Below are 13,335 nucleotides of genomic sequence, written 5' to 3'. Positions count from 1 at the left end.
GAGAAAGACTTCTCTCTTACCCGATTTTTTGCCGGATTTGGGATGGTGCTTGCACGAAATGGGGAAACATGCTACCATATTCTTCGCTGAGCCCGTTCAAAATAGATGGGTGTATCGGAAAAAGAGGGAGCGAGAGCCATGGAACCCACGGTAAGCATTATCGTACCCGTGTACAACGGGGAAAAGACCCTGGAACGGTGTGTAGAGAGCATCCTGAACCAGACCTACCGGGATTTTGAACTGCTGCTGATCGATGACGGCAGCCGGGATGGGACGGCGGCGCTGTGTGACCGGTATGGGGCTGCTGATTCGCGGGTGCGGGTCTTTCACCAGGAGAATGCCGGAGTATCTGCTTCCCGGAACTTGGCCCTTGACCAGGCTCGGGGGACCTATCTGCAATTTGTAGATTGCGATGACTGGATCACCTCGGATGCTACCCGGTCGTTGGTACAAGCGGCGAAGGAGCATGACTGTGACCTGGTTATTTCCGATTTCTACCGCGTGGTGGGAGAGCGGGTATCCCACAAAGGGGACATCGATGAGACCGGCGTAATGGACCGCGAGGAGTTTGCCGCCTATATGATGGAGGATCCCGCTGATTTTTATTACGGAGTGTTGTGGAACAAACTGTATCGGGCCGACCTGGTGCGGGAGCAGAAGCTGCGGATGGACCCGCAGCTGAACTGGTGCGAGGATTTCATGTTTAATCTGGAATATCTTCGTTTTGCCCAGCGGATCATTGCTTTGCAGGTACCTATTTACTACTACGTGAAGACCAAAGGCTCCCTTGCCTCCCAGGGTATGAGTCTGACCAAGACGGTGCGGATGAAACGTCTGGTCTTTGAGTACTACAACCGCTTTTTCAAAGCGGTCCTGGATGAAAAGGAGTATGAGCGCTGCCGCCTGAAGGTGTACCGGTTCCTGGTGGACGTGGCGGGAGACGGCGTAGTACTGCCTGCCATTCTGCCCGGCTCGGCCCGGCTGGGGACGGAGCGCTTTCAGGTCAGCGCCGATATCCTGGCAGGAGAGGGATTGCTGTACGATGCTTTTCGCCAGCGTAAAATGCTGGACCGGTTTCTGGAGACTGCGGCGATCAAGCATGGAGTTACTCTGCCGCAGGCCAGGCTGCTGCTCCATCTGCGGCATGTGGACGTGCCTGCTACCCGACGGGAGCTGGCCGACTTTGCCAACCTGACGCTTAGTGCCTTTAATATGCAGATACAAAAGCTGGTGAGCCGGGGCCTGGTGCGGCTGGAGGAGGCAGAGAGCAGCACCAAGCGAGGTGCCAGAAGGCTTCAGGTGGTGTTCCAGCCGGAGGCGGCCCCGGTGCTGGCCGATTTGGCCGCGTCGGTGCTGGATTACCGTCAAACTGTTTTCCAGGGCTTCTCCCAGGAAGAATTGGCCCGATATGAGGAGCTTAGCGGAAAGATCCAGGATAATATCCGGGCCAGCCTGTAAGAAGTCGGAACTTTACGCGGATTTGGTAAGATCCAGGCCCTGGTCTCCGATTTCCACCGAACCGTCTTTTAGGGAGATGAAGGGGGAGAATTCCACTGTTTCTCCTTCACAGCTTAGGCGAATGACGGCGTCTGCAAAAATATCGCTGGCATTGCATTGGATGATAAAAGGACGGCAGTCGGGATCTTCATAGATAACAAACGCTTCAGACGTCTCAATATCCCGGCGGCAAAGAGTCAGCTCCATACCGGAGTATCTGGGAATCACCAGATAGTAGTCACCGCTGGACAGATAGTGGATAGGAAGCTGGTCACTGTCCAGATACTGTTCCGTGTAATAGTCCAGATCGTCGATCTGCTGATAGCCCAGATAGGCTGCGGCGTAATATTGCCCGTCTGCGAAGGGAATGGCGTCCTGCTTGCTGGCCTGAGGCTGGAGGGTGCAGCCGGTAAACAGCCCCAGGCAGACCAGCAGAGGCAACAGGTGAAACACAGCTTTTTTCATAACGACCTCCCAATACCATTATGGTGGCTTCTTCTCACAGCTCCAGTATATCAGACAATCGGATCCTATGGAATGGATAAATCAAGCGAAAAAGGGCGGCGGAATCATTCCGCCGCCCTTTTTCACCATGCAGTTCAGTTGTTGGACTCCAGAATGAGGTCCAGACGCGCCTCCAAGGTGTCCAGCTGCTTTTTGACGTTTCCGACGATTGGGGCGCCGATCATATTTCCTTCGCTGTCCACGACATAGGTGGTGGGGAAGGTAGAGAGATCTGAGGTGAACTCCTGATAAAAGGATTCATCCGGGTTGGGGGAGAGATTAATGTAGGTCACACCTTTTTCCTTCAAAATCTCCCGGGCTGTGGCAAGCTGTTCTTCGCCCTCGCCGGAGTCCGTGCCTACACCGATGAGATTGATGTTCCGTTCCTGAAGATCTTGGTAGAGTTCTTCCAGCTCGGGCATTTCTTCAATACAGGTTCCACAGCCATTGTTCCAGAAATTGACGATGGTGGCGTCATACTCCGCGAAAATATCGTTGGAAACAGTATTTCCATCCATGATATCAACTTCTGTAAAGGTGGGAAAGGGTGTTTTGGAGATCAACTGATCTTCCGAGCCGGAGCCACAGCCAGCCAGAGAGACGGCCAGTGCCGCAGCCAGCAGGAGGGAGAGTTTCTTGTTCATACAGAGGTTTCCTTCTTTCGTTTGGCGGTGTTCAGGGAAAAGCTTCTGGTGATGGCGTGATGGGGACAGGAGGAGATACAGTCCCCGCAGCGTATGCACTCCGGGTGACTGGGTGTGCGATATAACTCCACATCCATTTTGCAGGCTCTGCCGCACGCGCCGCAGGCGGTACAAAGCTCCCGGTCTACCCGAAGCTGATAAACAGATATCTGATTGCAGAGGCCGTAAAGCGCGCCGAGCGGACACAGCCACTTGCAGAAAGGCCGGTAGAAGAACACTGAGAGCAGCACGATCCCCAGCAGGATACAGCTTTTCCAGGTAAACAGCCACCCCAGGCTGGCACGTATGCCCGGATTGGCTATCGCCAGCGGGATGCCGCCCTCTAGAATACCGGCCGGACAGATGTACTTGCAGAAGAACGGATCTCCCATTCCCACCTCATTCACTGCCGTCATGGGCAGGATAATAACGAAGAGGAGCAGGATGCCGTATTTGAGGTAGGTCAGCATATGTAGGGGTTTGGTGCTGAATTTTCTGCTGGGGATCTTGTGGAGCAGCTCCTGAAACCAGCCGAAGGGGCAGAGAAAGCCGCAGACTACCCGTCCCAGCAGGACGCCGAACAAAAGCAGTACGCCTACAACGTAATAGGCCAGGTGAAATTTAGAGGAACCAATTACCGCCTGGAGTGCTCCGATAGGGCAGGAGGCCGCCGCAGCGGGACAGGAATAGCAATTTAGCCCAGGGACACAGGCGGTTTTCAGCTTTCCACGAAAAATCTTTCCCTGAAAAAAGTTCAGGAGAAAGGGATTGGAGGCAAGAGTGGCCCCCAGCTGGATCTTCCAGCGATGTTTATGTTCAGCCAATGCCCACACACTCCAAACACAGATTGATCCCCTTGCTCATGACCACGGCCGCCTCGCCTCTCCAGACACCGAATAGGGTCATCAGCAGAGCGGCAGCCAGACAGAATATCGTTGCCTTTCTCATATCAGCCCATAGGTACCACTGCGGCGCTGCTGTCGGAAGAGGTATCCCCCATATCCGCACCCATCTGCACAAAACTGCCGGCGTCCTCGATCAGCTCCTCTGCGTCCACGGTGCTGAGCCAGGCGGAAAGGAAGGAGCCGTTGACATACCAGCAGGCGGTGTTGGGAATCTCCTCGATCATGCTGCTGCCGTTTCCTACCGCCTCCTTGAGAGAGTCGTTGTAAATCACCACCGGGAACGGCATGTCATCAAACAATTCAGTCCCACCCTCGCTTTTGGCGCACAGCAGGATGTCGGCGCCGGCTTCCTTCACTCCTTCATAGGCGTCTTTCAGGGCTTGGACAAAGGTATCGGCGTCTTCGTCCTTCGGATCTACGAAGGCAAAGAAAGTGACGGGACTCATTTGCTCCTTGGTAAATTCTTCGCCGGACAGCGTATTGACGGTAAAATCACTCACCGCACCGGCCTCTGCTTTACTGACGGCCGGGACACTGTTTTCTTCTACATAGGCGTCCGCCCATGCCTGGTCTACCCAGCCGTTGTTCAGTGCGTCCTCCAGAGTGAGGGTGCCTTCCTCCAGGGCTCGCTCCACTTCTTCCTGGCTGGGCTGCTTTTCCCCGCAGGCGGCCAGAGTAAGCATCGCCGCGGCGGCCAGACCCAGGATGACCAGCCGGCGTTTGTTCTTGTATTTCATAGAAAAACCTCCTTGCCGCAGACGCGGCAGATTTTGGACAGGAGGCATCATAGCACATGCAATGTCAAATCTATGTTAAGGGCGTCTTGATGGAAAATTTATTTTGCTGTGGTATAATGTCGGAAACGGAAAGGCGGTGGGACCGGTGCGGATCCTGGTAGTGGAGGATGAGCGGCTGCTGTGTGATGGTATTGCGGAAGACCTGGAACTGGAAAAATATGCTGTGGATCGGTGTTACGATGGGGAAGAGGCTTATGAAAGGCTGTTTGTTGAGCCCTACGACCTGGTCATCCTGGACCTGAACCTGCCGGGCATGGATGGGCTGGAGCTGCTGAAGCGGATTCGGAAGGAGCGGCCGGAGCTGCGGGTGCTGATCCTCTCCGCCCGTGCTCAGCTTTCAGACAAAGTGATCGGTTTAGATTTGGGAGCAGATGACTATCTGGCCAAACCCTTTGCCCTGGAGGAGCTGGAGGCGCGAGTGCGCACCCTGTTGCGCAGAACGTTCATCCAACGGGAGCCACAGGTACAGGTGGGAGCCCTCACTCTGGATACTACAGCCCGGGAGATCACCGCCTGCGGGTCGGCGCTGCCCCTGACGCCCAAGGAATTTGCTATTCTGGAGCATCTGATGCTTAACCAGGGGCGATGGATCAGTCAGGAGGAGCTGGTAGAGCATGTGTGGGATACAGATGCTAATCCCTTCAGCAATTCCATACGTACCCATGTCTCGTCCCTGCGCAGAAAGCTGCGGGCATGTCTGGATGATGATCCCATCCAGACCAAAGTGGGCCGCGGCTATCGCCTGACAGGGGAGGAGAGACCATGAAAAAAGCGATGTCCCTGCGCCTGCGGGTCACGCTGGTGTGTGCGCTTCTGATGGCGCTGTGCTGTCTGCTGCTCACTTTTACCAACAACCTGTCTGCCATGCAGATGGCTGATTCCATCCAGGCGGTCCAGGTCCTTCCGGCCCAGAGTACAGGAGAGGACGGTGCCGCTGCGCTGCCCATGACGGACCTAGAGATCAGCGAACCAATGGTCCAGGCAAGGCGGAGCTTCCATGTCCAGAGCATCTTGGCGATGGCGGGGATCCTGACGGCAGGCATTCTCTTGATCTACTATTTTGTTGGAAAGGCTTTGGCGCCGCTGCATGAGCTGACCCGGCAGATCCGAACCCGGACCGCAGAGGATCTGGAGCGGCCGGTGGCTGTCCCGGACAGCGGGGACGAGGTGTCTGAGCTTGCCTGCTCCTTCAACCAGATGTCACAGAGGCTAAACCAGGTGTTTGTGATGCAGAAAAACTTCTCTCACAACGCGGCCCATGAATTCCGCACGCCTCTGACCATTATGAAAACCAGGATCGGCCTTTTCCGAAAGAAGGCGGGAGAACTGCCGCCGGATGGAGCTGAGTTGCTTCGGATTATAGAGGGAGAGGTGGATCGGCTGTCCGACATGGTGAACAGTCTGCTGGAGCTGACCAATTTGGAACAGTCCTCCCGGCGTGAGCAGATTTCTGCGGAGACCCTGCTTCAGGAGATTGCGGAAGAGATCTCGTCTCAGGCTGAAGTGCGGCAGGTGTCGATCATAACGATGCCCTCTTCCGGTGCAGTGATGGGGGAGCGGCAGATGCTGCGCCGTGCGCTGGTCAATCTGGTAGAGAACGCCGTCAAATACAGTCCTGCGGGCGGAGAGGTGAAGGTCAGCGCTCAATGTAGAGATGGAGTGGTCCGTTTTGAGATCGCTGATCAGGGGCCCGGCATTCCAGAGGCATACCGCCGGCGGATTTTTGAGCCCTTCTTTCGGGCAGATGACTCCCGCTCCCGGCGGCAGGGTGGCACCGGTCTGGGACTTGCCCTGGTACGTGCTATTGCGGAGTCTCACGGCGGAACAGTTCGTGTGGAGGACAACGATGGAGGCGGGAGCCGCTTCCTATTGGAGCTGCCGTCAGCTGAGGATGGGTCATGACAGTGCTCTGCCTAAAGAATACCAGCAGGCGGAGTGAATTTTTGGCAGTTCTGCAGAGAAAAAAAGACTTACATGAAGGCTGGAAGCCGTGCTATACTCGTAGCAATGAATGGTAGTCGCAGTGAAGGATAGTAGCGAGACGAAAGTTTCGCTGCTATTTTTTTGTGCGCCGATTCAAGCATAAAGGAGAGGAAAGAAATGCCCAAAACAAAATTCCAGAATGTCGTTTTTACCATTATCATGGCTGCGATCATGGTCTACGGAATGATCGTCTATAACGTGGCGCTGAACACCGGCGGCGTCACCAACGCCACCTTCGGAATGGCGCTGCATGAGATGCCCATCATGGTGCCCATCGCGTTTATCCTGGAGTTCTTTGTGGTGGAGAAGCTGGCCACCCGTCTGGCCTTTACCGTGGTCCGGCCTACTGACCGGCCCCAGATCATCACCTATGCCATCTCTACCATGATCGTGTGCATCATGTGTCCCACCATGAGCCTGATTGCCACGCTGCTGTTCAAGGAGCCCAGCTTGGGCACCTGGGTCCAGACCTTCGGCTGCAATATGCCCATGGCGCTGATCTGGCAGCTGCTGTTCTGCGGTCCGCTGGCCCGGCTGATCTTCCGGACGCTTTTTCGGAAGCAGCTGGCCGCACAGGCTCGGACAGCATAAAAAACGCCCTGAGCAGGCGGAGTGCCTGCTCAGGGCGCTTTTTCGTGATCAGCTTTCCTGGTTGTTGGTGAAAAAGGAGCACCAGGGCCGCAGGGTACAGTTGGCGCAGTCCGGCTTGCGGGCCATGCATACTGCCCGGCCGTGGAGTACCATCCGGTGGCAGAAGTCGTTGGACTCCTCCGGCGGCAGCACCTGACGCAGCTGCTGCTCTACCTTTACCGGGTCCTTGGTGCCGTCGGTGAGGCCCAGCCGCCCGGTGATACGGATGCAGTGGGTGTCGGCCACCACCACGCCGGGCTTGTGGTATACGTCTCCCAGGATCAGGTTGGCAGTCTTCCGGCCCACGCCGGGCAGCTTCAGCAGATTCTCCATGGTGTCGGGCACCTGGCCGCCGTACTGCTCCAGCATCATGCGGGAGGCGGCCACGATGTCCCGCGCCTTGGCCCGGAAAAAGCCGGTGGAATGGATGTAGGTCTCCACCTCGCTGACATCGGCCTCCGCCAGAGATTCCAGAGTGGGGAACCGGGCGAACAGGGCGGGTGTGACCATATTGACCCGCTCGTCGGTGCACTGGGCAGCCAGACGGACGGCAAACAGCAATTCATAGGGCTTGGGATAGGGGAGGGAGCAAAGCCCCTCGGGATAGAGCCGTTTTAGTTCCTCCACAATGGACCAGACTTCCTCTTGGGTTTTCATACAATCACCTCGTTAGACAATATAACACAGAATCTGATAAAATACGAGGGCGTTTTTCTACAGGTGACAATTGTTTTTTCATGGAGGAACAGGTATAATAAACTAAATCGCTAAAACGGCCCGCGGACGGCGGAGCCGGACGCGGAAAAACGGGAAAGGTGGCGACAGAATTTGGTCAAGGATATCATGGCATTTCTGGCGGAGCAGGATCCGGAGGTAGGGGCCGCAGTCCAGGCGGAGTATGACCGGCAGCGCCGGAATATTGAGCTGATTGCCTCAGAGAACTTTGTCAGTGAAGCGGTGCTGGCGGCGGCGGCCACGGTGCTCACCAATAAATACGCCGAGGGCTATCCCGGCAAGCGCTATTATGGCGGCTGCCAGTGCGTGGATGTGGTGGAGGATATCGCCCGCCAGCGTGCCTGCCAGCTCTTCGGCGCCGACCATGCCAATGTGCAGCCTCACTGCGGCGCCAACGCCAACTATGCGGTGTATCAGGCCCTGTGCAATGTGGGAGATACTGTGCTGGGCATGGACTTGGCCAACGGCGGCCACCTGACCCACGGTTCTCCGGTGAACTTCTCCGGTAAGAATTATAATATCGTGGCTTATGGTGTCAACGACCAGGGGTATATTGACTATGATCAGGTGAGGGACCTGGCCAAGAAGCACAAGCCCAAGATGATTCTGGCCGGCGCTTCCGCCTATCCCCGTGTCATCGACTTCAAGACCTTTGCGGAGATCGCCCATGAGGTAGGAGCCTATCTGTTCGTGGATATGGCTCACATCGCCGGTCTGGTGGCAGCGGGGCTCCATCCCTCCCCGGTACCTTATGCCGACGTGGTGTCCACCACCACCCACAAGACCCTCCGGGGTCCTCGCGGCGGCATGATCCTGTGTAAGGAAGAGCTGGCCAAGAAGATCGACTCCGCCATCTTCCCCGGCAGCCAGGGCGGTCCTCTGGAGCATATCATCGCCGCTAAGGCAGTGGCTTTGGGCGAGGCCATGAAGCCGGAGTTCAAGGCTTATCAGCAGCAGATCGTCAACAACGCCGCCGCTCTGGCCAAGGCTCTGATGGCGGAAGGCTTCGATCTGGTCAGCGGCGGCACGGACAACCACCTGATGCTGGTGGATCTGCGCCCCGCCAAGCTCACCGGCAAGGAGATGGAGAAGCGCCTGGATGAGGTGAATATCACCGTCAACAAGAATGCCATTCCCAATGATCCGGAGAAGCCCTTCGTCACCTCCGGCATCCGGGTGGGTACCCCCGCTGCCACCACCCGTGGCTTCAAGGAAGAGGACATGGAGGCCATTGCCAAGATCATGTGGAAGACCGCTGTGGACTTCGAGGGCAAGCAGGATGACCTGCGGGCTCAGGTGGCTCAGCTTACTGCGAAATATCCCCTGTACGAGTAAATTTTTTCGGCGCCCGGAATACCGGGCGCCGTTCTTTTTGACACTATGCAGCCAGCTCATTGTATTTATCTCCCGAATAAGGTACATTTAAGGAACCTTAAAAGATTGGGAGGAATGCGAGTATGCGAAGATGCAAAAAACGGCTGCTGTCCCTGGTGCTGGCTTTCAGCCTGTGCCTGACGCTGCTGCCCGGAGCTGCTCTGGCGGAAGATGTTGACTTGTCCGGCATGACCGAAAAGTTTGCCGAGGACACTGGAGAGGCTGTCACATGGCCTATCTACCAGGACATGGAGAACTGGAATCTCCTGGTCAGTGATGAGGGTCGGAAATACTTCCAGGACGGCGGATGGGACTACATGCTCTATTGCAGTTTCTATGACAGCGTTTTCCTGCACGGCACCCTGAAGGACCCCTATGACACCGGGGTAGATATCCCGAGAGGGGCCACGGAGGTGTATGCGGATTACTACTGGATGCTGGAGCAGTATTTGGATGCCAGGGCCAATCTGGTGGGTGACTCTGATGATCTGCAGCTGGTATTTGATTATCTGACCATGCCTTTCCGGTACTATCTCGCCACTTCCGGCTATGCAAAGCGGGTGTACACCGACGAGTACGGCCAGGAGGAGGCCATGTACTCCAAGGGGAACGACCATTTTGTCATTCTTTCTCAGCAGAAGGCCCAGAAGGTGAGAAACGAGAGCGGTGTTGTTTACGTGGTCCACTTTAAGAGTGAACTGCCGGAGCCCACCACTACCCATACCTTCAGCGGGGAGAAGCCTTCCTCCTGGGCCCAGAATCAGGTTGGCCTGGCCATTGACGCGGGCATCGTGCCCCAGTCCCTCCAGTCCCGCTACACCAACACCGCCACCCGGGCAGACTTCTGTGCCCTGGTCGTGACTCTGCTGGAGAAATATCTGGAGATCACGCTTCCCGCTGAGGAGACCTTCAGCGATACCGACGACATCAATGTGCGGAAAGCGGCTACCCTGGGCATTGTCCAGGGCGTGGGCAACGGCATGTTCAACCCCGATGGTCCCCTGACCCGGGAGCAGGCTGCCACCATGCTGGAGCGGGCTTACCGGGCCTCCATGGGCTACCTTCAGGGGGGCGGCACCAGTGGTTTTTCCGACGCCTCCAGCGTCTCCTCCTGGGCCGCCGACGCCGTAGCCAAGATGGAGACCAGCGGCATCATGACCGGCGTGGGCAACAACCAGTTCAAGCCCAAGGATCCCTATAGCCGGGAGCAGAGCATCATCACTATGCTGCGAATGTACCAAATGTTAGTCCCCACAGTGGGTAAGCCCAGCTTCATAGAGCCGGAGCCCACCCATGTGGATCCCATGGGCCTGGCCGAGATTGGCCTGGACTATGTCTATAGCCGCCTGAAAGTGCCCTCCAGTATGGAGGTGCTGTATATCCGCCACGGCTACTATGACCGCACTGGCAAGTCTGACGCGATCCTCAGCAACAGGGACGAGTATTATGCAGTGAGCATCATGCTGAAAGCCATGAACTCCCTGGGTGGTATGACCACGGATACCTATGTATTCCTGTTTGACCTGACCACAGGAAAAACCTACTATGATCTGATCCATTATGCGGAGGACAACGCAGATTACGGTTGGGGCGCATCTAAGATCAACTGGCTGGAGGTTGAGACTGAGGCCATTGAGATCGGCGCCGGTGCCTGGCTGAATGAATTCTCCCAGGAGGAAGTGGATCAGATTGTCCGGCAAGTAGTGGAAAAGCACGCCAACTAAAGGCGGAATCTCTTTACGGATAATCGAACATGTGTTAGAATGGAGCGGAAGAAATTCCGCTCCATTCTGTTTGATAAGGGAGGTCTTTCCCATGACATACCGGCCGCTGGCTGATGAGATCCGGCCCCAGACTCTGGACGAGGTGGTGGGGCAGAAACATATCCTGGGGGAGGGCGGCCTGCTCCGCCGCATCATCGAGGGGGGCAACATCCCCAATCTGGTGTTTTACGGCCCTTCGGGCACCGGCAAGACCACTGTGGCCAATCTGATCGCCAAGCGTACCAATCGCCCCCTCCATCGACTCAATGCCACTACTGCGTCCATCTCCGATATCAAGGATATTATCGGGGAGATTGGCACTATGCTTGCTCCCGATGGGGTGCTGCTATACCTGGACGAGATCCAGTATTTTAATAAGAAGCAGCAGCAGTCTCTGCTGGAATTCATGGAGAACGGAAAGATCACCCTCATTGCCTCCACCACGGAGAACCCCTACTTTTATGTCTATAACGCGGTGCTCAGCCGGTCCACGGTATTTGAGTTCAAACCTCTGTCTGCCGCCGACGTGCTGCCCGCCGTGGAGCGGGGTATCCGGCTGATGGGAGAGCGTTTGGAGGGCGAGGTGGTGTGCGAGGACGGCGTGAAGGAGCATATCGCCTCCGCCTGCGGCGGGGATGTGCGCAAGGCCATGAACGCCGTTGAGCTGCTGCTCAACTCTGCCAAGAGGGAGCAAGGGAAACTGCTTGTCACTCTGGATGACGCCCAGACGGTGGCCCAGCGCTCTGCCATGCGGTACGACCGGGAGGGTGACGACCACTTTGACATTGCTTCCGCGCTGATGAAGTCCCTCCGGGGCTCAGACCCTGACGCCGCCCTCCACTATCTGGCCCGGCTGCTGGAGGCGGGGGACCTGATTACCGCTATCCGGCGTCTGCTGTGCTCCGCCAGCGAAGATGTGGGCATGGCGTATCCCCAGGCCGCCCTCATCGTCAAGGCGTGCGTGGACAACGCCCTCCAACTGGGATTGCCGGAGGCCCGCCTGCCGCTGGCCCAGGCGGCCGTCCTCCTGGCTACTGCGCCTAAGTCCAATTCGGTTTACAAGGGTATTGCCGCCGCCCAGGCGGACGTCCGGGCGGGCAAAACTGGAGACTACCCCCGGCACCTGCAGAACGTCCACGCCGATTCGGCAGGTATGGAGCGGGAGCAGGGGTATCTCTATCCCCATGACTTCCCCAATCATTGGGTAAAGCAACAATACTTGCCGGATATTCTGGCTGGTACCCACTATTATCAATACGGAGAAAACAAGACCGAACAGGCAGCCAAGCGCTACTGGGAGGAGATCAAAGGAAAGCAGAACTGATCGTGTGTCAGGGCCGGCCGCTAAAAGGCCGGCTCTGATTTATGTCCGGCCGTGGAATAGCCGGGAGCCCGTCCGCATATAGATAGTCCGAAACGCCTTACAGAAGGGAAGGACGCCGCTATGGGGACGGTCAGACGAACACAGGGACAGGAGCGGACACGGCGGAGTGGAGGCACGGGACGTCGGACTGGAGCAAGCAGCCGGTACCATGGGGCAAAAACAGCCCTTGGGCCCGCGGAGCGGCGCAGGCTGCTCCAACTGGTGACCTGCCTGGTGCTGTTTTTGGTTGTTTTTATCGGTAAGGGGATTTTTCCTGCCGGCATGGCTCAAGTACGGGAGCAGATCTTGTCGGTGATCCAACAGGATACAGACTTCAAAGCGGCATTTTCCGCCCTGGGGCAGGCGGTGTCAGAAGGAGAACCGGTCACAGAGGCGCTGGGTGTGTTATGGGGAGCTCAGACTGACGATGAGGAGGCGGCCGGTGGGTCCCTTTATCAGACCCAGGCCGCGCTCCTGACAGGCTTTCGGAAGGTGGAGGAAGGCCCGGAGGGACTTTGGACAGACGCTATGGCGCTGGTGGCCGGAACGCCTCAGCCGGTACAGCCTTCTTCTACACCTGAGCCGGAGACGACTCCCGCCCCTACGCCGACGCCTGAGCCGGAGCCTGCCGTAGAGCATGTGGAGTACAATGGTCCGACCCTGCCGGACAATACCACCATGGACAAATACAGTTTAAGCGCCATCGGAGTGGAAGAGACCGTGACTCCGGCTTTAGGCTGGGTTTCTTCGCCCTTTGGCTGGCGGGAGCATCCGGTGGATGGAGAGGAGAAATTCCATAACGGAGTAGATCTTGCAGTCAATAGCGGCACGGATGTGCTGGCTTTTGCGGAGGGGACGGTGGACTATATCGGCGACAGCCCGGAGTACGGGCTATATCTTCAGATCAGCCATACAGGAGGACTCACAACTTTTTACTGCCACTGCAGCAAGCTCTGTGTCCAACAGGGACAGAGCGTGGCGGTAGGGGAGAAGGTGGCGGAGTCGGGAGCCACCGGCAACGTTACCGGGCCGCACCTGCACTTTGAGATGAAGCTCAACGGGGTCCGCCTCAACCCGCTGTATTATATCGAGACCCAGTGA

14 protein-coding genes are annotated in these 13,335 nt (G+C 56.9%); 8 read left to right on the top strand and 6 right to left on the bottom strand.

The genetic code is table 11. From position 1 onward, the window contains the following. Positions 1-138: 138 nt before the first annotated feature. A complete protein-coding gene (locus tag ACTNB1_RS10715; protein WP_441169391.1) occupies positions 139-1,458 on the top strand; it encodes a glycosyltransferase in 1,320 nt (439 codons plus the stop codon). Positions 1,459-1,470: 12 nt separating this feature from the next. Here the strand turns inward: ACTNB1_RS10715 and ACTNB1_RS10710 are convergent, their stop codons facing one another. The 5 genes from ACTNB1_RS10710 to ACTNB1_RS10690 all read right to left on the bottom strand — a co-directional run bounded on the left by ACTNB1_RS10710 (position 1,471) and on the right by ACTNB1_RS10690 (position 4,326). Further along, complete coding sequence (locus tag ACTNB1_RS10710) at positions 1,471-1,962, bottom strand: hypothetical protein (protein ID WP_441169389.1); 492 nt, start codon at positions 1,960-1,962, stop codon at positions 1,471-1,473. Between the two features lie 134 nt (positions 1,963-2,096). Then, positions 2,097-2,645 carry a TlpA family protein disulfide reductase gene (locus tag ACTNB1_RS10705; protein ID WP_441169387.1) on the bottom strand — a complete coding sequence of 183 codons (549 nt, stop codon included), beginning with the start codon at positions 2,643-2,645 and terminating at the stop codon, positions 2,097-2,099. After that, positions 2,642-3,508, bottom strand: a complete 867-nt coding sequence (locus ACTNB1_RS10700; protein ID WP_441169385.1) for a 4Fe-4S binding protein — start codon at positions 3,506-3,508, stop codon at positions 2,642-2,644. The genes ACTNB1_RS10705 and ACTNB1_RS10700 overlap by 4 nt, the downstream gene beginning before the upstream one ends. Continuing rightward, positions 3,501-3,632: a CD1871A family CXXC motif-containing protein gene (locus tag ACTNB1_RS10695; RefSeq protein ID WP_441169383.1), complete on the bottom strand. Its 132-nt coding sequence runs from the start codon at positions 3,630-3,632 to the stop codon at positions 3,501-3,503. The genes ACTNB1_RS10700 and ACTNB1_RS10695 overlap by 8 nt, the downstream gene beginning before the upstream one ends. Position 3,633: 1 nt before the next feature. Then, positions 3,634-4,326, bottom strand: a complete 693-nt coding sequence (locus ACTNB1_RS10690) for a hypothetical protein (RefSeq protein WP_441169382.1) — start codon at positions 4,324-4,326, stop codon at positions 3,634-3,636. A 145-nt stretch (positions 4,327-4,471) separates the two neighbouring features. On the opposite strand from ACTNB1_RS10690, the gene ACTNB1_RS10685 reads away from it, so the two are divergent. The 3 genes from ACTNB1_RS10685 to ACTNB1_RS10675 all read left to right on the top strand — a co-directional run bounded on the left by ACTNB1_RS10685 (position 4,472) and on the right by ACTNB1_RS10675 (position 6,960). After that, positions 4,472-5,152, top strand: a complete 681-nt coding sequence (locus ACTNB1_RS10685; protein WP_441169445.1) for a response regulator transcription factor — start codon at positions 4,472-4,474, stop codon at positions 5,150-5,152. Continuing rightward, positions 5,149-6,288 carry a sensor histidine kinase gene (locus ACTNB1_RS10680; protein ID WP_441169380.1) on the top strand — a complete coding sequence of 380 codons (1,140 nt, stop codon included), beginning with the start codon at positions 5,149-5,151 and terminating at the stop codon, positions 6,286-6,288. The genes ACTNB1_RS10685 and ACTNB1_RS10680 overlap by 4 nt, the downstream gene beginning before the upstream one ends. Before the next feature lie 198 nt (positions 6,289-6,486). Next, a complete protein-coding gene (locus ACTNB1_RS10675; RefSeq protein ID WP_441169378.1) occupies positions 6,487-6,960 on the top strand; it encodes a DUF2798 domain-containing protein in 474 nt (157 codons plus the stop codon). Positions 6,961-7,008: 48 nt separating this feature from the next. Here ACTNB1_RS10675 and nth read toward each other — a convergent pair whose 3' ends face one another. Next, complete coding sequence (gene nth, locus ACTNB1_RS10670) at positions 7,009-7,656, bottom strand: endonuclease III (protein WP_441169376.1); 648 nt, start codon at positions 7,654-7,656, stop codon at positions 7,009-7,011. Positions 7,657-7,827: 171 nt separating this feature from the next. Here nth and glyA point away from each other — a divergent pair, with 171 nt between their 5' ends. The 4 genes from glyA (at position 7,828) to ACTNB1_RS10650 (ending at position 13,335) form a co-directional block, all read left to right on the top strand. Then, positions 7,828-9,069, top strand: coding sequence for a serine hydroxymethyltransferase (gene glyA / locus ACTNB1_RS10665; RefSeq protein WP_441169374.1), 1,242 nt, complete (start codon positions 7,828-7,830; stop codon positions 9,067-9,069). Between the two features lie 122 nt (positions 9,070-9,191). Continuing rightward, positions 9,192-10,832, top strand: a complete 1,641-nt coding sequence (locus ACTNB1_RS10660) for an S-layer homology domain-containing protein (RefSeq protein WP_441169372.1) — start codon at positions 9,192-9,194, stop codon at positions 10,830-10,832. A 91-nt stretch (positions 10,833-10,923) separates the two neighbouring features. Further along, positions 10,924-12,195, top strand: a complete 1,272-nt coding sequence (locus ACTNB1_RS10655; RefSeq protein WP_441169370.1) for a replication-associated recombination protein A — start codon at positions 10,924-10,926, stop codon at positions 12,193-12,195. Between the two features lie 321 nt (positions 12,196-12,516). Continuing rightward, positions 12,517-13,335 carry a M23 family metallopeptidase gene (locus ACTNB1_RS10650; RefSeq protein WP_441169368.1) on the top strand — a complete coding sequence of 273 codons (819 nt, stop codon included), beginning with the start codon at positions 12,517-12,519 and terminating at the stop codon, positions 13,333-13,335.

The sequence above is a fragment of the Flavonifractor sp. HCP28S3_F3 genome (assembly GCF_052065355.1).
Lineage (GTDB): Bacteria > Bacillota > Clostridia > Oscillospirales > Oscillospiraceae > Flavonifractor.
This window is presented reverse-complemented; position numbering and strand designations above follow the sequence as displayed.